Source organism: Paenarthrobacter sp. Y-19 (genome assembly GCF_029223985.1).
In the GTDB taxonomy this organism is placed as follows: domain Bacteria; phylum Actinomycetota; class Actinomycetes; order Actinomycetales; family Micrococcaceae; genus Arthrobacter; species Arthrobacter nicotinovorans.
Genome location: NZ_CP119414.1, coordinates 1,778,518 through 1,800,400, shown reverse-complemented (window position 1 = coordinate 1,800,400; position 21,883 = coordinate 1,778,518). Strand labels below are relative to the sequence as shown.

The following is a 21,883-nucleotide window of genomic DNA, read 5'->3' as shown; positions in this document are numbered from 1 at the left end:
GAACTCAGCCCCAAACACTTGAGATTTCGTCATCCCAATTCACGCCGGGAATCATGGCACTGCCACGCAGATCATTCATTGCGTTGCCGCCCCGGAAGATTATGGCGTGGCCGTCATAGTTGGCATCCCGATAGAAGTACACGTAGGGCGAGGCCCAGTCTGACGGCGGCCCAACTACCAAGGAACTGGCTTGGTCATTTGCGGCGTTGCCGACGTAGGAAGTTACCCAGCCGAAGGGGCGCGGGGTTCCCAGGAACCAATAATCGTCGTAAAAGCAAACGCGGGCGGTGGAGCAGGCAGGAGCGGCTTGAGCTGCGCTCACTCCTGTCAGGACCGAGGCTGACGCTACTGCCAAAACACCCGCTGTGCGAAGTACCGCTTTCATGTATTCCCAATGCTCGAGTTGAATCGGAACAACTTTGTTCCTCCACGAACGGTAGGTCTCCAAAATCACCACCTAGACGGAAATTGGCTCATCTAGGTGGTGATTTCATCAACTTTGAGTGGTCAGATCGCCAAAATAGGTGGTGTGGGCACTCCATCTAGGTGCTCAGCGATGGGTCCAAGCGGTCGGGATGTGAGCGAGCGATGGGTCCAAGCGGTAGGGATGTGAGCGAGCGATGGGGGAAACGGAACGACGTCGGCACTCAGGTGAGTGCCGACGTCGTCGGATATTGCTGCGGGACGGAGGGGTGGAATCAGCCGCCGATGATCGGGGAACCGATGAACGGATCCACAGCCAAGGCGATGAAGAGGAGTGTCAGGTAGCTGATGGAGCCGTGGAAGACCTTCATGGCGCCCTTGTTGGAGACATCGCCGCCCTGCGCACGCTTGTAGAGGGCGTGGCTTTCGTAGAGGAACCATGCACCGGCGGCCACAGCAACGATCGTGTAGACCCAGCCCGCGCCTCCGACCGGAATCATCAGCAGCGAACAGGCAACCATGGCCCAGGCGTAGAGGACTACCTGCACCGAAACGACCTTGGCACCGGCGATCGCACCGAGCATGGGTACCTTGGCGTTGCGGTAATCCTCGCCGTAACGCATGGACAGGGGCCAGTAGTGCGGAGGCGTCCACAGGAAGATGACCATGAAAAGGACGATTGCGGGCCATTCGACAGTGTTGGTGACCGCGGCCCAGGCAATGAGGACCGGGAAGCAGCCCGCCGCGCCGCCCCAAACAATGTTCTGGGCTGTGCGGCGTTTGAGGATCATCGTGTAGATGACCACGTAGAACACGATGGCGCCGAGTCCAAGCCAGGCGGAAAGCGGGTTTGCGCCGAACCACAGGATGGCGATGGACGCGGCACCAAGGATCCAAGCGAAAACGAGGGCTTCCCGGGGGGAGACTTCGCCTGTCACCAGCGGGCGCTTTTCGGTGCGGTGCATCAGTTTGTCGATGTCGCGGTCGATGTAGCAGTTGAACACACCGGCGCTGCCGGCTGCGAAGGCGCCGCCGACGAGGGTTGCCAGGATCAGGCCGATGGAGGGGAAGCCGCGCTGCGCAAAGATCATGGTGGGCAGGGTGCTGACCAGGAGCAGCTCGATGACACGGGGTTTGGTCAGAGCCAGATACGCCTTTAATTTACGGGAAGTTCCGATGCTTCCCCGGGCCGGGGAAGCGTTGACGGGCGTATCAGTTGTGCTCACGGCGGCAGTCACTCTGTTCTATGCTCTGGGGTTCTCGCAGCGGATGTCGTCCCGGCTTTCGAAAGCAAACACGGGCGCATGAACCGCTGGTGGCCTCCAAATATCATACCGTGGCCGGAAGAGGACCGATGTCCGCAAAATACGCCAATGTTTCCGAATCTTCACTGCTCCCGGGGGCAATCGTGATTCATATAAGGGAATTTCTGTCCAGTTAGTGGGATTCCCTGAGTTCCATGACACGTTTGGGGCTAAGCTGTTGAGCAGAACAGCACACGTTGATCATCCGGGAAACCGTATTCTCGGATATCCGTGGGTCTGGATGAGAGATCAACGTTTCAATGGTGAACGGCTGGTAGACACATTGCAGCGGGCGCCATCCTGTGCTTCCTGCGTGCCGTGTCCATACGCCTGCCGTCAGCACAGAGAGGGGCTCGGTTTTCGTGCCACATTTGGAAGAGCAAGAACTGTCATGGACCGATCTGGACAAGAAGGCTGTTGACACCGTTCGCGTGTTGGCTGCTGATGCCGTGGAGAAGGTCGGAAACGGCCACCCCGGCACGGCGATGAGCTTGGCTCCGGCAGCATACCTGCTGTTCCAGAAGCTGATGCGCCACGATCCGAAGAACCCGGACTGGCTGGGCCGCGACCGCTTCGTGCTGTCCCCCGGTCACACGTCGCTGACCCTTTACATCCAGTTGTTCCTTTCCGGCTACGGCCTGGAGCTGAAGGACCTTGAAGCACTGCGTACCTGGGGTTCGCTGACCCCGGGCCACCCGGAGTACAAGCACACCGCCGGCGTGGAAATCACCACCGGCCCGCTGGGCCAGGGCCTGGCTTCTGCCGTCGGCTTCGCCTACTCGCAGCGTCGCCAGCGTGGATTGTTCGACGCCGATGCTCCCGCCGGCGAGTCGCCGTTCGACCACACCATCTGGGTCATCGCTTCCGACGGCGACCTGCAGGAAGGTGTCACTTCCGAGGCATCCTCGCTTGCCGGACACCAGGAACTGGGCAACCTCGTTGTGATCTACGACGAGAACCACATCTCCATCGAAGACGACACCGACATCGCCTTCACCGAAGACGTCCTCAAGCGCTACGAGGCCTACGGCTGGCACACCCAGCGCGTTGACTGGACCAAGACCGGCGAATACGTCGAAGACGTGCAGGAACTGTACTCGGCACTTCTGGCTGCCAAGGCCGAGACGAACAAGCCGTCCATCATCTCGCTGCGCACCATCATTGGCTACCCGGCCCCGAAGAAGCAGAACACGGGCAAGATCCACGGCTCTGCCCTGGGTGCCGAAGAAGTCGCTGCACTGAAGAGCGTGCTCGGCTTCGATCCGGCCAAGTCCTTCGACGTTGACGAAGAAGTCCTGGCCCACGCCCGCAAGGTCCTTGACCGCGGTGCCGAGTCCCGGGCCGCATGGCAGGCATCGTTCGAGGCATGGCAGTCTGCCAACCCGGATGCCGCTGCCCTGCTCGAGCGCGTCGAAGCGAAGAAGTTGCCGGCCGAGCTTGACGCTGCGCTTCCTGTCTTCGAAGCCGGCAAGGACGTTTCCACCCGTGCGGCATCGGGCAAGGTCCTCAACGCCATCGGTCCGGTCCTTCCTGAGCTTTGGGGCGGTTCGGCCGACCTCGCCGAGTCGAACAACACCACCATCGAAGGCTCGCCGTCGTTCATCCCGACCTCGCGCTCCACGGATGCCTGGAAGGGCAACCCGTACGGACGTGTCCTGCACTTCGGTATCCGTGAGCACGCTGCCGCCTCGATCGTGAACGGCATTTCCCTGCACGGACGCACCCGCGCGTTCTCCGGCACGTTCCTGATCTTCAGCGACTACCAGCGTCCGGCTATCCGTCTCGGCGCACTGATGGGCGTTCCGTCCCTGTATGTGTGGACGCACGACTCCATCGGTTTGGGCGAAGACGGACCTACCCACCAGCCGGTGGAGCAGCTTGCTTCCTTGCGTGCCATCCCGGGCCTGGACGTTGTCCGCCCGGGCGATGCCAACGAGGTCTCCGCTGCATGGAAGGCCATGCTGGAGAACCACGAAAACCCCGCCGGCATTGTGCTGACCCGCCAGAACATCCCCACCTACGCCCGCGGCGAAGGTGAAGCCGCCGGTGACACCTTCGCTTCCACCGCAGGCGTTGCCAAGGGTGGTTACGTCCTGGCCGAAGCCTCCAAGGACGGCGAGACCGTTGACGCACAGGTCATCCTGATCGGCACCGGCTCGGAAGTCCAGCTCGCAGTCCAGGCCCGCGAAGCCCTCCAAGCAGAAGGCATCGCAGCTCGCGTCGTGTCCATGCCCTGCGTTGAATGGTTCAACAAGCAGGACGAGGCCTACCGCGAATCCGTGCTGCCGGCGGCCGTCAAGGCCCGTGTTTCCGTCGAAGCCGGCCTCGCCCTTGGATGGCGCGAATTCGTCGGCGACGCCGGCCGTTCGATCTCCCTGGAGCACTTCGGCGCCTCGGCCGACTACAAGCGGCTTTTCAACGAATTCGGCATCACCGCCGAAGCCGTCGCCGCCGCAGCCAAGGACTCCCTCGCAGACGCCAACGCGTAACAGCCTGATACCTCACAACAGGAGAAACCACATGTCTACAACTCCCACGCAGCAGCTTTCCGACGCCGGCGTTTCGATCTGGCTCGACGACCTCTCCCGCACCCGCCTGGAAACGGGCACCCTGCAGAAGCTCATCGACGAAAAGAACGTTGTTGGTGTCACCACCAACCCGTCCATCTTCCACGCCGCAATCACCTCCGGCACGGACTATGACGCAACCATCGCGGCCAAGGCGGAAGCCGGGGCCAGCGTCGAAGAGACCATCTTCGAAATCACCACGACCGATGTCGCCGATGCCTGCGATCTCTTCGCCCCGATTGCCGCGGCCACCAACGGTGTCGACGGCCGCGTTTCCATCGAGGTGGACCCCCGCCTTGCCTGGGACACCGAGGGCACCATCGCCGAGGCCAAGCACCTCTACGCTAAGGTCAACAAGGACAACGTCCACATCAAGATCCCGGCTACCTTGGAAGGCCTCGAGGCCATCACGGCTACCCTGGCCGAAGGCATCAGCGTCAATGTCACGCTGATCTTCTCCTTGGAGCGCTACCGCGCCGTCATCAACGCTTTCCAGTCCGGCCTGGAGCAGGCCAAGGAAAACGGCCACGACCTCTCCAAGATCCACTCCGTTGCCTCGTTCTTCGTCTCCCGGGTGGACAGCGAGATCGACAAGCGCCTGGATGCCATCGGAACCGAAGAAGCCAAAGCACTCAAGGGCAAGGCCGGCGTTGCCAATGCACGCCTGGCCTACCAGGTCTACGAAGAGCTCTTCTCCACCGAGCGCTGGGCAGTGCTGGCTGAGGCCGGCGCACTCCCCCAGCGTCCTCTGTGGGCTTCCACCGGCGTGAAGGACCCCGCTTACCCGGACACCCTCTACGTCACGGAGCTCGTTGCTGCGGGCGTGGTGAACACCATGCCCGAAAAGACTCTCGATGCCACGTTCGACCACGGCGTGGTCACCGGCGACACCATCACCGGGACGTACGACGAAGCGAACGAGACCCTCAACGCCCTCGAAGCGCTGGGCGTCTCCTACAACGACGTCGTGACCCTTCTTGAGACCGAAGGCCTCGAGAAGTTCGTGGGCTCCTGGAAGGAACTCCTCGCCGACGTCGAAGGCGCACTCGTCACCGCACGGAAGGCCTCCTAAGCGACCATGAGCACACTCAGTTACGACGCCAGCGGTGCTGCGCAGCAAGCCATCGCCAAGCACATTGACGGCCTGGTCGAAGACAGGATCGCCACCCGCATCTTTGCCAAGGACCACACGTTGTGGGGTCCCGACGCGGAGTCCGAGGCGGCCATCCGTCTCGGTTGGGTAGAAGCGGCCACGGTTTCCCAGTCCCTGGTTGGCGACATCCTGGAGCTTCGTGATGCCCTTCGGGCCGAAGGCGTCTCGCGCATTGTCCTGTGTGGCATGGGTGGGTCCTCTTTGGCTCCCGAGGTCATTGCCGGCACCGCTGGCGTCGAGCTGACTGTGCTGGACAGCACCGACCCTGAACAGGTCAGTGCTGCGCTGGCGGACCGTTTGGCTGAAACTGCCATCGTTGTCTCTTCCAAATCCGGTTCCACCGTGGAGACCGACTCGCAGCGCCGGGTCTTCGAGAAGGCGTTCAACGACGCCGGCATCGACGCCAAGAGCCGCATCATTATCGTCACAGACCCCGGTTCGCCGTTGGACAAAGCATCCCGTGAGGCCGGCTACCGTGCCGTTTTCAACGCGGATCCCAACGTAGGCGGCCGCTTCTCGGCCCTGACCGCTTTCGGCCTTGTCCCTTGTGGCCTGGCTGGCGTGGATATCCAGGCGTTCCTGGATGAAGCAGAAGAAGCAGCCGAGATCCTGAACGAGGATTCGACCGACAACATCGGTCTTGCCCTCGGCATTGCCCTGGGTGGTACCTCTCCCTTGCGCAACAAGATCGTCATCGCCGAGGACGGCTCCGGCATTGTTGGCTTTGCTGACTGGGCTGAACAGCTCATCGCAGAGTCCACGGGCAAGCTCGGCACGGGTGTCCTGCCCGTGGTTGCCGGTCCGGACTCCCCCGAAGCCCTTGGCGGCGCCGAGGATGTCCTGGTGGTCCGTCTGGTAAGTGCCGATGCCGACATCGAACTTCGCGAAAACGAGGTGGCGATTGCCGGCGGGCTTGCTTCCCAGATGTTTGTGTGGGAGTTTGCCACGTCCGTGGCGGGCCGTCTGCTTGGCATCAACCCGTTCGACCAGCCCGACGTCGAGGCTGCCAAGGTGGCTGCACGCGGCTTGCTGGATGCCCGCCCGGAACCCACGCCTGCAGCGTTTACCGACGGAGCAGTGGAAGTACGCGGAGGCGAATGGCTCGGCTCTGCGGATTCGGTAACTGATGCCGTGCAGGCCCTGCTCGGCCAGCTTGGCTCGGATGGCTACCTTAGCGTCCAGGCCTACCTTGACCGCATCACCCATGCTCCGCTTGAGGGTATCCGGGATGAACTCGCAGCTGTATCGGGCCGTCCGGTGACCTTCGGCTGGGGACCGCGGTTCCTCCACTCGACCGGCCAGTTCCACAAGGGCGGACCGGCCATCGGTGTATTCCTGCAGATCACCGCGGCCTCGTCCACTGACCTCGAGATCCCTGAGCGTCCGTTCACCTTCGGCCAGCTCATCGCTGCCCAGGCGTCCGGTGACGCCCAGGTCCTGGAAGGCCATGGCCGCCCTGTGCTTCGCCTGCACCTCACCGAGCGCGCTGCCGGCGTAGCTCAGCTTCAGGAAGTCGTCGCTGCGTTGGCCGGCCAGGCCAGCTCACTCGAAAGCTAAGGCACATAGAAAAACATGCCAGAAACTGAAAACGGCAGGAAGAACGGCGGCCTGCGGAACCCTTTGCGGGATCCGCGGGACCGCCGCCTGAACCGCATCGCCGGGCCGTCGTCGTTGGTCTTCTTCGGAGTGACCGGGGACCTCGCCCGCAAGAAACTCATGCCGGCGGTCTACGACCTCGCCAACCGGGGCCTGTTACCGCCGAGCTTTGCACTGGTGGGATTCGGGCGCCGGGACTGGGACAACGCCGATTTCGCGGCTGAGGTCAAGGAAAACGTCAAGGCCCACGCCCGTACCAAGTTCGACGAAGGTGTCTGGGAGCAGCTCGCTTCCGGTATCCGTTTTGTTCAGGGCGAGTTCGACGACGACGACGCTTTCGAGCGTCTGGGCGATGTCCTGGACGAATTGGACGAAACCCGCGGCACCCGTGGCAACCACGGCTTCTACCTGTCCATCCCGCCGAAGGCGTTCGAACAGGTATGTCGTCAGCTTTCCAAGCACGGCTTGGCGCAGGCCCAGCCCGGCCAGTGGCGCCGTGTGGTGATCGAGAAGCCGTTCGGCCACGACCTCGAATCAGCCCGCCAGCTCAACGACATCGTGGAGTCCGTGTTCCCGCCTGATGCCGTGTTCAGGATTGACCACTACCTGGGCAAGGAGACGGTCCAGAACATCCTGGCTCTTCGCTTCGCGAACCAGCTGTTCGAACCCCTCTGGAACGCCAACTACGTGGACCACGTCCAGATCACCATGGCCGAAGACATCGGCACCGGTGGTCGCGCAGGCTATTACGACGGTGTGGGTGCAGCCCGCGACGTCATCCAGAACCACCTGTTGCAGCTTCTGGCGTTGACTGCCATGGAAGAGCCGATCTCATTCAACGCAGATGATCTGCGTGCAGAGAAGGAAAAAGTCCTCGCAGCCGTTAAATTGCCAGAGGACCTCTCCACGCACTCCGCCCGCGGCCAGTTCACAGGCGGTTGGCAAGGCGGCGAGAAAGTCCTCGGTTACCTGGACGAGGATGGCATCCCGGCAGATTCGAAAACCGAGACGTACGCCGCGATCCGCGTGGATATCAATACCCGCCGGTGGAACGGGGTTCCGTTCTACCTGCGCGCCGGAAAGCGCCTGGGCCGCCGAGTCACCGAAATCGCAGTGGTCTTCAAGAGGGCACCCAACCTGCTCTTCCGTGACCACGGCGAGGACGACTTCGGCCAGAACGCCGTAGTTATCCGTGTCCAACCCGACGAGGGCGCCACGATCCGCTTCGGCTCCAAGGTGCCGGGCACGCAGATGGAAGTCCGCGATGTCACCATGGACTTCGGCTACGGGCACTCGTTCACAGAGTCCAGCCCCGAAGCGTACGAGCGTCTGATCCTGGACGTGCTGCTCGGCGAGCCGCCGCTCTTCCCGCGCCATCAGGAAGTGGAACTATCCTGGAAGATCCTGGATCCGTTCGAGGACTACTGGGCCGGGCTTGATGAGCAACCGCAACCCTACGCACCCGGCAGCTGGGGACCGGCATCGGCCGATGCCCTGCTGGCCCGTGACGGACGAACCTGGAGAAGGCCATGATCGTAGATCTTCCCGATACGACAACTTCCAAGATCTCCAAGAAGATCATGTCGCTGCGCGAACAGGGTGGCGTGATTGCCTTGGGCCGGGTCCTGACGCTGGTTGTGGTGACCAAGTCCGGGCAGGAAGAAGAAGCCATCGAAGCGGCCAATGAAGCCAGCCGGGAACACCCCTGCCGCATCATTGTGCTCGCCGACGCCGGGTCTGAAGGCCCCGATCGTCTGGACGCCCAGATCCGCGTCGGTGGAGACGCCGGCGCGTCGGAAGTCATCGTCCTGCGCGGCCACGGGCACATGGCCCACGAGAGCGAATCCCTGGTTTCGGCTCTCCTCCTGCCGGACGCTCCGATCGTGGCCTGGTGGCCGCACGGAGCCCCGGAGAGCGCCTGTGAAACCTCGATAGGCCGGATTGCGCACCGCCGCATCACCGACTCCGCCAACGAGCCCGATCCCCGCCTGGCATTGGAGAACATCCGTGCTACGTACAAGGCCGGCGATACCGACCTCGCGTGGACGCGCCTGACCAATTGGCGCATGCAGCTCGCTGCAGTCTTCGATCAAGTGGATGGTGCCCCTGTCTCCGCCGTCGCTGTGGAGGGTGCCTCGGACTCCCCCAGCACCTTGCTCTTGGCGGCATGGCTGAGCTTGGCCCTGCAGGCGCCTGTCACGATTGTGGCGGACCCCGCGGGCACCGGCATTCGCCGCGTTCGTCTCACCCGCGCCAGTGGTGACGTGCAGCTTTTCCGTCCGGGCCTGTCCGTCGCGGAGCTGACGCAGCCGGGACAGCCGGCGCAGCGTATCACGCTTCCCCGGCGAAGCCTCAAGGATTGCCTCGCTGAGGAACTCCGGCGGCTGGATCCGGACGAAGTCTTCGGAGAAGTGATTACGATGGGACTGCCACTTACCAGCCAGAGGAGAGTCCAAACCAGTGCACGCTGAGCCAAGAGTAAGCATCCACCCGGATTCAAAGGTGTTGATGGCCGCCATCGCGGCGCGACTCATCACCAAACTAGTGGATGTCCAGGACAAGCACGGCGAGGCCACAGTGGTGCTCACCGGTGGCACGGTGGGCATCGGTACCCTGAAGGCCGTTGCCGACTCCGCCGCGGCTCCGGCCGTGGACTGGTCGAGGGTCAACTTCTGGTGGGGAGATGAACGGTTCGTTGCCGCTGACAGCGACGACAGGAACACCCGCCAGGCCCATCAGGCGCTCTTGTCCCACCTGCAGGTGGACCCGGCCAGGGTGCATGAGCCCGGCTCAACAGATCAATTCGCCACGGCGGATGAAGCTGCAGCGGCCTACGAAGCCGAGCTCAAGGCGGCTGCGGAGGCCGAGCACGCCGCGGACATGTCGGACGACAGGCCTGAACAGCCTGGAAACCTGCCGCGTTTCGATGTCCTGCTGCTCGGTGTAGGACCGGATGCGCACGTTGCCTCGCTCTTCCCCGAGCAGGCGGGAATCCGCGAGAAGAGCCGCACCGTGGTTGGCGTCGAAAACTCGCCCAAGCCCCCGCCGTCGCGTATTTCTTTGACATTGCCGGCGATCAATACCGCTCAGGAAATCTGGATGGTGGTGGCGGGTGAGGACAAGGCCGGCGCCGTGGGCTTGGCTTTGGCCGGCGCCAATCCGGTCCAGGTTCCCGCAGCGGGGCCGGCAGGACGCACCAGGACTCTATGGCTCATTGACGAGAACGCAGCCTCACGTGTCCCCCAGCAGTTGGTCCGAAAGGATCCCGCGGGCGCGTAGTCTTTCCAACGCTCCGGCCAGGACAATTTCAGCGTCCTGGCTGGAGCGTCTTTCTTTAACGTAGTCCAGATGGGATTTGAAGAGTTCGTCTTCCGGTCGTGGATTGGCTGGACTCTCAGGATCACGTGACGCGGGCATTCCGCACTTGGGGCAGTCCCAGGTCTTCGGGATCTGCTCGTCTGGAAGCTTAAGAAAAACAAGCCGCGTTTCGTGTCCCTTGGCACACCAGTAGGGAACCCGAATACGCGGCAGTTGCTCGCCTTGTCCGTGGTCGCTGTGATTTCTGGGTTCAGACCCCTGGGCCACACCCACGCGGGTGCCCCGATAACCTGGCGTGCCATGAACCATTTCGAACCCCTAGCGACTCGGTGGTCGGCCGTCACGGCCCTGGAAGCTTTACAGCCAACAGGGCCAGTCTAATGCGAGGGGCCCGACGGCGGCACTGGTAGTTGTGTGCCGATCCGGACACAAAAATGGGGAGGCTCCCGTCAAGGAACCTCCCCACCCGGTGGCTGCTAGGAGTCGCCGCCCGAGGTGAAGCGCATAATGAGCCCCAGCCCGATGATGACAACGCCCCAAGTGACGCCAAGAATGATGGTGAAGCGGTTCAGGTTGCGCTCGGCAACACCGGAGGAGCTCAACCCCGAACTCATTCCGCCACCGAACATGTCGGACAAACCGCCGCCACGTCCCTTGTGCAGGAGGATAAGCAGCGTCAGCAGAAGGCTGGTGATAGCCAGCAGAATCTGCAAAATGACTTGAAGAACGTCCACGACGGCCTTTCGAAGAAGCGGAAAACGGGAGCCGGACTAGTCCGTGACGAGGTGGCTCTCGAACCTGACAATGTTAGCAAATTCTGCGGGGTCCAGGCTGGCGCCACCCACAAGCAGTCCATCAACGTCGCTTCCAGCCATAATGGCGGCGGCGTTGTTGGCCTTGACGGAGCCTCCGTAGAGCAAGCGGGTCTTGGCCGCGACAGCGTCATTAAAAAGCACTGCGAGTTCTGCGCGGATGGCTGCGCACATTTCCTGCGCGTCCTCCGGGCCCGCTACCTCACCGGTACCGATGGCCCAGACGGGCTCATAAGCCACGACGAGATCCGCGGCTTGTTCGTCAGTCAGTCCATCAACCCCCGCACGCAGCTGCGCGAGAGTGTGCTCAACGTGGGTGCCTGCCTGGCGGATTTCGAGGCCTTCGCCCACGCAGAGGACGGGAGTGACCTCGTGGCGGAAGGCTGCCTTGACCTTGGCGTTGAGGACCTCGTCCGATTCGTTGTGGATGGTTCGTCGCTCGCTGTGACCCACCAAAACATAGGAACATCCCAGCTTGTTAAGGAACTGGCCGGAAATGTCGCCCGTGTAGGCTCCCGAGTCGAACTGCGAAAGATCCTGGCCGCCATAGACGATGTCGAGCTCGTCGCCCTGGACGAGGGTTTGGACTCCGCGCAGATCGGTGAAGGGGGGGAACACGGCGACCTCAACGCGGTTGTAGTCGTGCTTGGCGTCGGAGAGGGTCCACGCGAGCTTCTGCAGCAAGGTGATGCCTTGCACGTGGTCCATGTTCATCTTCCAGTTACCGGCGATGAAGGGCTTACGGACGAAGTTGCCGTTGGCGGAGGTAGTCACATGTACTCCAAAAGAATGCGTTGGGATGTGGAACGGCCGGCAGGACGCAGTGGCGTCCTGCCGGCCGGTTTGTTGCTTTAGCGGTCCAGGACGCTCAGGCCGGGAAGTTCCTTGCCTTCAAGGTATTCAAGGCTGGCGCCGCCACCTGTGGAGATGTGGCCGAACTGCGAATCCTCGAACCCGAGGGTACGGACTGCGGCAGCAGAATCGCCGCCCCCCACCACGGTGAAAGCCACGGTGTCCGTCAGCGCCTGGGCGATGGCCCGGGTGCCATTGGCGAACGCTTCGAATTCGAAAACGCCCATGGGGCCGTTCCAGAAGACGGTCTTGGCGCCCTCAATCTGGGCAGCGAAAGCCGACGCTGATTCAGGTCCGATATCCAGGCCGATGCCGGAAGCGCCAAAGGTGCTCTCCTCGATGGCATCTGCTTTGACGACCTCATGCTCAGCATCCGCTGCGAAACGGCTGGCCACAACAACGTCAGTTGGAATGACGAAGGAGGTGCCTGCATCGGCAGCACGCTTGAGGTAATCCTGGACAACCGGAATCTGGTCTTCTTCAAGGAGGCTGCCAGCAACCTTATGCCCTGCTGCTGCAAGGAAGGTGAACAGCATGCCGCCACCCACAAGGATGGTGTCGGCCTTGCCCAGCAGGTTGTCGATGACGGCCAGTTTGTCGGAGACCTTGGACCCGCCAAGAACCACGACATATGGGCGCTGGGTGTCAGTGGTCAGTTTCCGCAGAACTTCCACCTCGGTATGGACAAGATCACCGAGATACGACGGAAGCCGTGTGGCGACGTCGTAGACACTGGCGTGCTTGCGGTGGACTGCACCGAATGCGTCGTCCACGTACGCTCCATTGCTGCCCGTCAGGGCAACCAGCTCATCAGCGAAGGCGCCGCGTTCGGCGTCGTCTTTGCTGGTTTCGCGGGCGTCAAAGCGGACGTTCTCCAGGACAAGCACGTCGCCGTCCTGCAGCGCAGCGGCATGCTCCTTGGCGGAGTCACCGACTGTATCCGCAGCAAGCTGGACCTTGAAGTCAGCGAGTTCGGCAAGGCGCTCCACTGCGGGCTTCAATGAGAACTTGGCTTCAGGCGCGCCCTTGGGGCGTCCGAGGTGGGCTGTCACGAGCACACGGGCACCGGCGTCCGAGAGCTTCTTGAGGACCGGGAGGGAGGCCTTGATGCGGCCGTCGTCGGTCACTATAGAGCCGTCGAGCGGCACATTCAGGTCACTTCTGACCAGAATGTACCGCCCGCGGACACCTTCAGCGATGAGTTCGTTGAGGGTGTGAGATGTCATGTGTCTACCCTAGCCCAGCTTGGATGCAACGAGCTCCGTGAGGTCTACGAGGCGGTTGGAGTAACCCCACTCGTTGTCATACCAGGAAACAACCTTGACCTGGTTGCCGATGACCTTGGTCAGGCCGGAGTCGAAGATGGACGACGCCGGGTCCCCGACGATGTCCGACGAAACGATCGGCGCATCCGTGTAGGACAGGATGCCGGCCCACTGCTCGGACTCGGCTGCTGCCTTGACGGCTGCGTTGACTTCCTCAACCGTGACTTCGCGGGAAACGGTGACCGTGAGGTCCGTGGCCGAGCCGGTGGGGACCGGTACGCGGATGGCGTAGCCGTCGAGCTTGCCCTTGAGCTCCGGCAGGACCAGGCCAATTGCCTTGGCTGCACCTGTTGAGGTGGGAACCATGTTGATGGCTGCGGCGCGTGCGCGGCGAAGATCGCCGTGCGGGCCGTCCTGCAGGTTCTGGTCAGCCGTGTAGGCGTGGACCGTAGTCATGAGGCCACGCTCGATGCCGAACGCGTCGTTTACGACCTTGGCCAGCGGGCCGAGGCAGTTGGTGGTGCAGGAGGCGTTGGAGATGATGTTGTGCGCCGCGGGGTCGTAAAGCCCGTCGTTGACGCCCATGACGATGGTGATGTCTTCGTCGCTGGCAGGTGCGGAGATGAGGACCTTCTTGGCCCCGGCATCAATGTGCTTCTGCGCTGCTGCGGCCTTGGTGAAGAAGCCGGTGGATTCGATCACGATGTCGACGCCGAGATCGCCCCAAGGGAGGTTCGCGGGATCGCGCTCGGCAAGCACCTTGATGGACTTGCCGTCGACTACCAGGTTTCCATCGACAACTTCCACGGTCTGGGCGAGGCGTCCACCGACGGAGTCATACTTCAGGAGGTGGGCGAGGGTTTCAGGGCTGGTGAGGTCGTTGACTGCGACGATCTCAAGGTCTGCGCCCTGGGCCAGTGCTGCGCGGAAGTAGTTACGGCCGATGCGGCCGAAGCCGTTGATACCAATACGGGTGGTCACTATGTGTCAATCTCCTTGGTGCTCTTGCAAGCACGCCTAGTGAGTCGGATCAAATATTTCCAACTAACAGACCCCGCACGTCGTTGGGCAGAGGTGATTATCAGATCGGAGGGCGACCAGCCACGTTGCTGAAGGCTAACCGCCTTCCGTGATCCATCTTACGTTTAATTGAGCCTGCCCCCGCAACTGCGGAGGCAGGCTTTTCAGCATTTCGCTTCAATTCACGCCAAAAGTGACTTTTGTTACATCGGCGTGAACCGGAGCTCACCAGCTACAGGACGATGAGGCCCGTGGCGTTGGTGCGTGCTGCTTCGAAGCGCTTGGCGACATCGGCCCAGTTGACGATGTTCCAGAAGGCCTTGACGTAGTCAGCCTTGACGTTGACGTAGTCCAGGTAGAACGCGTGCTCCCACATGTCGAGCATCAGCAGCGGGGTGGTGCCAACAGCTACGTTGCCCTGCTGGTCGTAGAGCTGCTCGATGAGGAGGTTCCCACCGATGGGCTCGTAGGCCAGGAAGGCCCAGCCGGAGCCCTGCAGGCCCAGAGCGGCTGCTGTGAACTGGGCGCGGAAAGCGTCGAAGGAGCCGAAGGCGTCATCGATGGCTGCGGCCAGCTCGCCCTCGGGCTTGTCGCCGCCGTCCGGGGAGATGTTGTTCCAGAACACGGAGTGGTTGATGTGGCCGCCGGTGTGGAACGCGAGGTCCTTGGAGAGACGGTTGATGTTGGCGAAGTCACCCTTGTCGCGGGCCTCGGCCAGCTGGGCAAGGGCGTTGTTGGCGCCTGCAACGTAGGCAGCGTGGTGCTTGCTGTGGTGCAGCTCCATGATCTTTGCCGAAATGTGCGGCTCAAGTGCTGCGTAGTCGTAGCCGAGCTCGGGCAGAACGTACTCTGTCACGAAATCCTCCAATGTAATGGACTAACGTCCGGTTTGGTAACTCTCGTTATGTTCATCCGACCGGCGGACCAGCCGGAAATCCTTGGGGAAGATAACTGCTCTTGCCTCCACCGGGGTCAACCAGCAGTTGCCTCGCAGTATTTCCTCCACACTTTCCCGATTCTATGGGTGCTTACTACTCGTCCATCATTTCGGGAGTCACATTTGCCTCAGTCCCGGGAATTCCGAGGTCCAAAGCACGCTTATCGGCCATGGCGAGAAGACGGCGGATGCGCCCGGCAATGGCGTCCTTGGTCATGGGCGGGTCTGCAAGCCGGCCCAGTTCATCCAGGCTGGCCTGCTTGTGGGCCACGCGCAGCTCCCCCGCGTACTTGAGGTGGTCCGGGACGTCGTCGCCCAGAATCTCAAGGGCCCGGTCCACCCTGGCACCGGCCGCCACTGCAGCCTGGGCCGAGCGGCGCAGGTTGGCGTCATCAAAGTTCGCCAGCCTGTTGGCGGTAGCCCTGACTTCCTTCCGCATCCGGCGTTCCTCCCAGACCATGAGCGCGTCATGGGCACCCATCCTGGTCAGCAGGGCAGCGATGGTGTCTCCGTCGCGGATGACCACCCTGTCCACGCCGCGGACCTCGCGTGCCTTGGCCTGGATGCCCAGACGGCGGGCAGCGCCCACCAGCGCAAGCGCGGATTCAGGACCCGGGCATGTCACCTCCAGGGACGAGGACCGCCCTGGCTCGGTGAGGGAACCATGGGCAAGGAAAGCTCCGCGCCACACGGCTTCAGCGTCCGCGGCAGAACCGTTGACCACTACCGACGGCAGTCCGCGCACCGGCCGTCCACGGCCATCCAGAAGGCCTGTCTGACGTGCCAAAGCCTCTCCGTCGCGTACGACGCGGACCACATAGCGGCTCCCGCGGCGCAGGCCTCCCCCGGATACCACGATGATTTCGCTCTGATGTCCGTAGACCTCGGCGATCGCGGCGCGCAGGCGCCTGGCGGTCGAGGCGAGGTCGACCTCTGCCTCAATGACGATCCGGCCGGAGATGATGTGCAAGCCACCCGCGAAGCGCAACATTGCAGAGACCTCTGCCTTGCGGACCGAAGATTTCTTGATGTCCAGCCGGGACAGTTCGTCCTTGACCGACGCAGTAAGTGCCATCGCGTATTCCTAACTGTTCCCGAAAATATCGTGGTAAGCCGCTGCCAGCAGCAATGGGTCATGGACTGGGCGGCGCCTCGACGCCCCTACTCTACCCAACACCACTTCGGCTCCGATCATCCCGGCGGCCTTTTCGAAGGCCTTGAGGTCCTGGATGGCAGCCGGGTCGGCAAGCACGACGTCCACACTGAACTCCGGGGCGTAGCGCCGAAGGACGTCCAGGTGGTCTGCGGCGGTCATGCCGGAGGTCTCTTTGGTCTCCACGTCCAGATTCATGGTCAAGCAACGCTTGGCGGCGGTGTCACCGAGCGCTTGGCGCAGCTCGGGAAGCAGCAAGTGGGGCAGCACGGAGGTGTACCAGGAGCCAGGTCCAAGGATCACCCAGTCTGCGAGCTCTATTGCCGTCAGGGCTTCCGTGCATGCCGGGGCATCCTCGGGAAACAGCTTGACCTCTTCCAGTTTGCCCGCGACAGCGCACTTCGCTTGCCCGCGCACAGTCTGCAGTTGGTGGCTCCCGTCGGGAAGTTCCGTGCGTGCCTTGCCCTCGATGGTCAACGGAATGCTGGACATCGGAAGCACCTGGCCGCGGGCGCCCAGAAGGGCGCCGGCCCATTTGAGGCCGGCAACCGTATCCCCCAGAAGCTCCCACAGCGTGACGATGAGGAGGTTGCCCATGGCGTGGTTGTCCAACGAGCCGCCCTTGGCCTTGCCTCCGGCGTCGAAACGATGCTGCATGACATCACGCCAGGTGCGGCCCCAGTCGGTGTCGTCACAGAGGGCGCTCAGCGCCATCCGCAGATCGCCGGGCGGGAGGACGCCGTACTCCTCACGCAAACGCCCGGACGATCCGCCGTCGTCTGCCACCGTGACAATGGCAGTCAGCTCCGAGGTAAGCAGCCGGAGGGCCGAAAGTGACGCTGCCAGGCCGTGCCCACCGCCGAGAGCCACCACGGACGGGCTCTTCTTCTGCTGGCTGCCGGGGACTCCCTTGGGCGGTATGAGGGGCAGCGGGCCCGTCAGGACACCCACTACTCACGTCCCAGGTCGCGGTGGGTGGTGGTTACGGTCACGCGGGGAAACTGGGCCAGGCGCTTGGAAAGCTCGACGGCGACAGCCACCGAACGATGCTTTCCTCCTGTGCAGCCAACGGCAAGGGTTGCATAGTGCTTGTTCTCCTGGCGGTAGCCGTCCAGAACAGGCTCCAGGGCCCGGACATAACGATCCACGAATTCCTGCACGCCCTCTGCGCCGAGCACGTAGTCACTCACGTCCTCGTCCAGGCCGGTGTGGGGACGGAGTTGCGGCACCCAGTGGGGATTGGGGATAAAGCGGGCGTCGGCCACGAAGTTTGCGTCGACAGGCAGTCCGTATTTGAATCCGAAGCTCATGACATTGAGCCGCAGAGTCACAGGTCCCGTGTCGCTGAAGAGCTCGGTGATGGCGGTAGCCAGGCCGTGGACGTTGAACTCCGAGGTGTCCAGCACTACATCGGCGTGTTCGCGCAGTTCGCGCAGGACCTCCCGCTCGATGCCGATCCCGTCGAGGATCCGGCCTCCGCCTTGCAGCGGGTGCGGACGCCGGCCCTGCTCGAAGCGGCGGACGAGGACATCGTCATTGGCATCGAGGAACAGCACGCGGAAAGTAATCCCGCTGGCGCTCAACGCACCCAAGGCCGTTTGGATGTCCGTGAAGAGATCCTTGCTTCGGACATCCACCACGACTGCCAGTTTGGGAATGGACTTGGGAGCATGCGAGACAATCTCAGCCAGGGTGCCCAGCATCTGGGGAGGCAGGTTGTCCACCACGTACCAGCCGTGGTCCTCAAGGGCATCGGACGCAGTGCTGCGCCCCGCTCCCGACATGCCGGTGACGACCAGGAGCTCCGCCTCCGGTGGCTTGACTGGCGTCAGGCCGTCCTGCTCCGTGCCGGACCCAGCCATTGCCTCATCCATCAGTTGTCCCCGTTTCTTCGGAAGTGTCATAGCTGCCTGTGCCACCCGCCGGACACGGCGGAGCACCCCTTGACCGCAGCGCCGGAAATTGCCGCAGCGGCCAAGTTCTTACCCTAGCTAAGATTCGATGATTTCGCCGGTTGTCATGTTCACTGCGGGAGCGGTCTCCCCATCCGCGGCAGTGGAACCCAAGTGCTGGACCACTGCGGTGGCCAGGGCTGGACCGATGCCCTTGGCGGACGTCAGTTCCTCAACCGAGGCTGCCTTGATTTTCTTAAGCGACCCAAAGTGCGACACGAGGGCCTTCCGCTTGGCCTCACCGAGGCCTGGCACTCCGTCCAGTACCGACACCGTCATTGCCTTGCCGCGTTTTTGCCGGTGGAAGGTGATGGCGAACCTGTGCGCTTCATCGCGGATACGCTGAAGGAGGTACAGCCCTTGGGAAGTCCGCGGCAGGATGACCGGGAAGTCGCTGTCGGGAAGCCAGACCTCTTCCAGTCTCTTGGCGAGTCCCACGACGTAGACGTCGTCGATGCCAACTTCGGCGAGGGCTCGCGCGGCTGCGTTCACCTGCGGCTGACCGCCGTCGACCACCACGAGGTTGGGCGGGTAGGCAAACTTGGCCTTGGGCGCCGGGACCGTGGCATCCGACGTCGTTGGGTCCGTCATGCCGCTGGACACGGACCGGGTGGGGTTGACGATCTCGCCCGAAACGACCGGTACCTGGGCGGCCTTGTCCGTCAGGTAGTGCTTGAACCGCCGCGTGAGGACGTCGTGCATCGCCGCGGTGTCATCGGCAGCGGCCGCGCCCGTGATGGAGAACTTGCGGTAGTCGGCCTTCTTGGGAAGCCCGTCTTCGACCACCACCATGGAAGCCACTACGTTGGTGCCCTGGACATGGGAAATATCGAAACACTCGATGCGCAGCAAGGGAACCGGAATGTCCAGGGCTTCCTGGAGTTCCTGGAGCGCGAGGGACCGGACGGTGATGTCTCCCGCGCGCCGCGTCTTGTGGAGTTTGAGGGCTTGTTCGGCATTCTCACGGACCGTGGACATCAATGCGGCCTTGTCCCCGCGCTGCGGAACCCGGATGTCCACTTTGGCGCCACGGAGTCCGCCAAGCCATTCAGTCAGTTCGGCATGGTTGCTGGGGTTCTCCGGAACCAGGACTTCCCGGGGGATCCTGCCTTGAACCTCGCTGTCTTCGCCGTAAACCTGCTGGAGAAGATGTTCAATCAGTTCCGGGGTAGTGGCATCTTCCACCTTCTCCACCACCCAGCCGCGCTGGCCGCGGACCCGGCCTCCACGGACGTGGAACACCTGGACCGATGCTTCCAGTTCGTCATCGTGCAGTGCGAAGACGTCGGCATCAGTATCCTCTGCAAGGACCACGGCGTTGCGCTCGAAGACCTTGCGCAAAGCAATGATGTCATCACGGAGCCCGGCAGCACGCTCGTAATCGAGTTCCGCCACGGCTGCTGCCATGTCTTTTTCCAAACGGCTGATGAAGCGCTTGGCCTCGCCGCCCATGAAGGAACAAAAATCCTCGGCCAGCCCCCGATGCTCGTCAGGAGTCACACGGCCCACGCAGGGCGCGGAGCATTTGTCGATATACCCCAGCAGGCAGGGCCGTCCGGAGGCTTCGGCCCGCTTGAAGACTCCCGGGCTGCAGCTTCGGACCGGGAAAACCCTGAGGAGCGTATCCATGGTTTCCCTGATGGCCCCCGCCGTATAGGGACCGAAATAGCGGGTGCCCTTCCTGCGTTCGCCACGCATGACCTGTACCCGGGGGAATTTCTCCCCCATGGTCACGGCCAGGTAGGGATAGGTCTTGTCGTCGCGGAAAACAACATTGAACCGAGGCTTGAATTCCTTGATCCAGGTGTACTCAAGCTGCAGGGACTCCAGCTCGCTGCCCACCACGGTCCATTCAACACTGCTGGCTGCATGGACCATCGCATGGGTCTTGGGGAGCAGCCCCGCAGGGTTGGCAAAGTAAGAGTTCAGCCTTGAACGGAGGTTCTTCGCTTTGCCCACGTAGATGACCCGGCCATGGGGGTCACGGAAGCGATAGACACCCGGGGTAGTGGGGATTTCACCGGTCCGGGGTCGGTAAGTTGATGGATCTGCCACACGTCCAGTCTAGTGAACCGGACTGGCTGTCAAACGCCAGTGCAGTGCGCTGGAAGCCTAGTCCACCGACTTGCTCTGGTTGTAGCTGCCAGAACGTTCCTGCCCGCTGAGCAGTGCAATCGCGTCCATGATCTTGTCAGTGACCTCCCGGCGGGCCGGGAGGGAATGGTCAGGGCCCGTCTTCTCGAAATAGAGCGGTTCGCCGACCTTCATGGTGAAGTGCTGCGGTCGGACGGCGTTCTTGTCCGCAGGTTGCAGCTTTTCCGTGCCGATGAGGCCAACGGGTATCACCGGGGCGCCCGTGGTCAAGGCCAGCCAGCCTACTCCTGTTCGGCCGCGGTAAAGGATCCCGTCCCGGGAGCGGGTGCCCTCGGGGTAGATGCCGATGCCCTTCCCGGCTTCGAGGATGTCCAGGAGGGTCTTGAGTGCCTGCACACTGGCCGCCTGCTCCCCGCGCTCCACGGGAATTGAACCCACGGCTTCAAAGAACGACTTCATCACGGCGCCCTTAACACCTTTGGTGGTGAAGTACTCGGCCTTGGCAAAGAACGCAACGGGCCGCGGCATCAAGGCCTGGACGATCACGCTGTCCAGAAAGGAAAGGTGGTTTGGTGCCACGATGAAAGGTCCGCTTTTGGGGACATTTTCAAGTCCGATGACTGTTGGCCGGCATGTGGACGAGATCAGTCCGCGGGTTGTCCACCGGATCGCATCAAAGACTGCCATCGTTTTGTACCTCGCTAAGGGCCGCCGCACGGACAGCATCAAGTTCTTCAATTCGCGTACGCAGTTCAAGGGCCGTGCTGACAACAGCCACGGCGCCCGCTTCTTCAAGTTCGCCGTCAGGTGCGAAACCCCAGCTGACGCCGATGCAGTCCAATCCGTTGGCCATCGCCCCGGCGACGTCCTGATGCCTGTCCCCCACCATGACCGCTGGTTGGGAATGCAGATCGGCGAGGGCTGCCCCGACGATCGCGACCTTCCCCGGTGCCGTGTTTGCCTTCGCGGACTCGTCATCAGCAGCACCACGGATTGAAACAAAGAAGTCCGCGATCCGGTGGTGGTCGAGGACGAGCCGCGCAATGGACTGTGGCTTTTGCGTGGCTACCGCTACGGGGCGGCCGCTTTCGGCAAAGAACTCCAGGAGGTCGAAGACTCCCGGATAAAGCCGGCTTTGACCAATACCGGTTTCCTTGTAGTGGCGCCGATAACGGTGAATGGTCTCATCCACCAATTCGCCGGGAACGCCAGCCAAACGCAGAAGGGAATCACTGAGCTTGGGACCCACCATGGAATTCAGTACGGCCTGTTCCGGAACAGGAAGGCCCATTTCCTGGAGGGCGAGAGAAATGCCTCCGGTGATACCGCCGGCAGGATCGACAAGGGTGCCGTCCAGATCGAATATTACGGGCACCTTTGTTTGAGTCACCGGGTTAGTTTCTCACGAGTAGCGGCATGCCTGAAACTCGCATGCCG

The 21,883-nt window shown here is 62.5% G+C and carries 20 protein-coding genes; 6 read left to right on the top strand and 14 right to left on the bottom strand.

The window, feature by feature from the left end; genetic code table 11:
• Window positions 1-4 precede the first annotated feature (4 nt).
• Together PYR64_RS08315 and PYR64_RS08310 are read right to left on the bottom strand one after the other, a co-directional pair.
• A complete protein-coding gene (locus tag PYR64_RS08315) occupies window positions 5-322 on the bottom strand; it encodes a peptidase inhibitor family I36 protein (RefSeq protein ID WP_275779378.1) in 318 nt (105 codons plus the stop codon).
• Window positions 323-698: 376 nt separating this feature from the next.
• Window positions 699-1,661, bottom strand: a complete 963-nt coding sequence (locus PYR64_RS08310) for a heme o synthase (protein ID WP_018777566.1) — start codon at window positions 1,659-1,661, stop codon at window positions 699-701.
• Between the two features lie 428 nt (window positions 1,662-2,089).
• Between PYR64_RS08310 and tkt the strand changes: the two genes are divergently transcribed.
• From tkt to pgl, 6 genes are read left to right on the top strand one after another with little or no spacing between them, the layout of a single operon-like run.
• Window positions 2,090-4,216, top strand: coding sequence for a transketolase (gene tkt, locus PYR64_RS08305; protein ID WP_196802756.1), 2,127 nt, complete (start codon window positions 2,090-2,092; stop codon window positions 4,214-4,216).
• Window positions 4,217-4,247: 31 nt separating this feature from the next.
• Window positions 4,248-5,366 carry a transaldolase gene (gene tal, locus PYR64_RS08300; RefSeq protein WP_018777564.1) on the top strand — a complete coding sequence of 373 codons (1,119 nt, stop codon included), beginning with the start codon at window positions 4,248-4,250 and terminating at the stop codon, window positions 5,364-5,366.
• A gap of 6 nt (window positions 5,367-5,372) precedes the next feature.
• A complete protein-coding gene (locus PYR64_RS08295; RefSeq protein ID WP_039241221.1) occupies window positions 5,373-7,004 on the top strand; it encodes a glucose-6-phosphate isomerase in 1,632 nt (543 codons plus the stop codon).
• Between the two features lie 15 nt (window positions 7,005-7,019).
• A complete protein-coding gene (gene zwf, locus PYR64_RS08290; protein WP_039241219.1) occupies window positions 7,020-8,576 on the top strand; it encodes a glucose-6-phosphate dehydrogenase in 1,557 nt (518 codons plus the stop codon).
• A complete protein-coding gene (locus tag PYR64_RS08285; protein WP_275779376.1) occupies window positions 8,573-9,514 on the top strand; it encodes a glucose-6-phosphate dehydrogenase assembly protein OpcA in 942 nt (313 codons plus the stop codon). The genes zwf and PYR64_RS08285 overlap by 4 nt, the downstream gene beginning before the upstream one ends.
• Window positions 9,504-10,322 (top strand): 6-phosphogluconolactonase, encoded by an 819-nt coding sequence (gene pgl, locus PYR64_RS08280; protein ID WP_039241216.1) that lies wholly within the window; start codon window positions 9,504-9,506, stop codon window positions 10,320-10,322. Before PYR64_RS08285 ends, pgl begins: the two co-directional genes overlap by 11 nt.
• Here the strand turns inward: pgl and PYR64_RS08275 are convergent.
• From PYR64_RS08275 to PYR64_RS08220, 12 genes are all read right to left on the bottom strand, one after another.
• Window positions 10,275-10,670, bottom strand: a complete 396-nt coding sequence (locus PYR64_RS08275) for an RNA polymerase-binding protein RbpA (protein WP_079581468.1) — start codon at window positions 10,668-10,670, stop codon at window positions 10,275-10,277. The genes pgl and PYR64_RS08275 overlap by 48 nt on opposite strands.
• Window positions 10,671-10,837: 167 nt before the next feature.
• On the bottom strand, window positions 10,838-11,095 hold the full coding sequence (gene secG / locus PYR64_RS08270) for a preprotein translocase subunit SecG (protein ID WP_018777559.1): 258 nt from the start codon (window positions 11,093-11,095) through the stop codon (window positions 10,838-10,840).
• Window positions 11,096-11,131: 36 nt separating this feature from the next.
• Window positions 11,132-11,947, bottom strand: coding sequence for a triose-phosphate isomerase (gene tpiA / locus PYR64_RS08265; RefSeq protein ID WP_018777558.1), 816 nt, complete (start codon window positions 11,945-11,947; stop codon window positions 11,132-11,134).
• 77 nt (window positions 11,948-12,024) lie between these two features.
• Entirely contained in the window at window positions 12,025-13,251 is a 1,227-nt protein-coding gene (locus PYR64_RS08260; RefSeq protein WP_275779373.1) for a phosphoglycerate kinase, read from the bottom strand.
• A 9-nt stretch (window positions 13,252-13,260) separates the two neighbouring features.
• Window positions 13,261-14,271 carry a type I glyceraldehyde-3-phosphate dehydrogenase gene (gap, locus tag PYR64_RS08255; RefSeq protein ID WP_189075589.1) on the bottom strand — a complete coding sequence of 337 codons (1,011 nt, stop codon included), beginning with the start codon at window positions 14,269-14,271 and terminating at the stop codon, window positions 13,261-13,263.
• Between the two features lie 271 nt (window positions 14,272-14,542).
• Window positions 14,543-15,166: a superoxide dismutase gene (locus PYR64_RS08250; RefSeq protein ID WP_018777555.1), complete on the bottom strand. Its 624-nt coding sequence runs from the start codon at window positions 15,164-15,166 to the stop codon at window positions 14,543-14,545.
• A 175-nt stretch (window positions 15,167-15,341) separates the two neighbouring features.
• On the bottom strand, window positions 15,342-16,322 hold the full coding sequence (whiA, locus tag PYR64_RS08245; protein WP_018777554.1) for a DNA-binding protein WhiA: 981 nt from the start codon (window positions 16,320-16,322) through the stop codon (window positions 15,342-15,344).
• A gap of 9 nt (window positions 16,323-16,331) precedes the next feature.
• Window positions 16,332-17,351, bottom strand: coding sequence for a uridine diphosphate-N-acetylglucosamine-binding protein YvcK (gene yvcK, locus PYR64_RS08240; protein WP_018777553.1), 1,020 nt, complete (start codon window positions 17,349-17,351; stop codon window positions 16,332-16,334).
• Complete coding sequence (rapZ, locus tag PYR64_RS08235) at window positions 17,351-18,274, bottom strand: RNase adapter RapZ (RefSeq protein WP_018777552.1); 924 nt, start codon at window positions 18,272-18,274, stop codon at window positions 17,351-17,353. Before rapZ ends, yvcK begins: the two co-directional genes overlap by 1 nt.
• A gap of 117 nt (window positions 18,275-18,391) precedes the next feature.
• A complete protein-coding gene (gene uvrC, locus PYR64_RS08230; protein ID WP_275779365.1) occupies window positions 18,392-20,407 on the bottom strand; it encodes an excinuclease ABC subunit UvrC in 2,016 nt (671 codons plus the stop codon).
• Between the two features lie 57 nt (window positions 20,408-20,464).
• On the bottom strand, window positions 20,465-21,133 hold the full coding sequence (locus tag PYR64_RS08225) for a lysophospholipid acyltransferase family protein (protein ID WP_018777550.1): 669 nt from the start codon (window positions 21,131-21,133) through the stop codon (window positions 20,465-20,467).
• A complete protein-coding gene (locus tag PYR64_RS08220; RefSeq protein WP_275779362.1) occupies window positions 21,120-21,836 on the bottom strand; it encodes an HAD hydrolase-like protein in 717 nt (238 codons plus the stop codon). The genes PYR64_RS08225 and PYR64_RS08220 overlap by 14 nt, the downstream gene beginning before the upstream one ends.
• Between the last annotated feature and the right edge of the window lie 47 nt (window positions 21,837-21,883).

Excerpts from the sequence above, each read along its gene's own strand:
- PYR64_RS08285 (WP_275779376.1), top strand. The coding sequence starts at position 8,573 with ATGATCGTAGATCTTCCCGATACGACAACTTCCAAGATCTCCAAGAAG.
- PYR64_RS08275 (WP_079581468.1), bottom strand. The coding sequence starts at position 10,670 with ATGGTTCATGGCACGCCAGGTTATCGGGGCACCCGCGTGGGTGTGGCC.
- PYR64_RS08260 (WP_275779373.1), bottom strand. The coding sequence starts at position 13,251 with ATGACATCTCACACCCTCAACGAACTCATCGCTGAAGGTGTCCGCGGG.
- PYR64_RS08295 (WP_039241221.1), top strand. The coding sequence starts at position 5,373 with ATGAGCACACTCAGTTACGACGCCAGCGGTGCTGCGCAGCAAGCCATC.
- PYR64_RS08225 (WP_018777550.1), bottom strand. The coding sequence starts at position 21,133 with ATGGCAGTCTTTGATGCGATCCGGTGGACAACCCGCGGACTGATCTCG.
- zwf (WP_039241219.1), top strand. The coding sequence starts at position 7,020 with ATGCCAGAAACTGAAAACGGCAGGAAGAACGGCGGCCTGCGGAACCCT.
- rapZ (WP_018777552.1), bottom strand. The coding sequence starts at position 18,274 with ATGGATGAGGCAATGGCTGGGTCCGGCACGGAGCAGGACGGCCTGACG.
- tal (WP_018777564.1), top strand. The coding sequence starts at position 4,248 with ATGTCTACAACTCCCACGCAGCAGCTTTCCGACGCCGGCGTTTCGATC.
- whiA (WP_018777554.1), bottom strand. The coding sequence starts at position 16,322 with ATGGCACTTACTGCGTCGGTCAAGGACGAACTGTCCCGGCTGGACATC.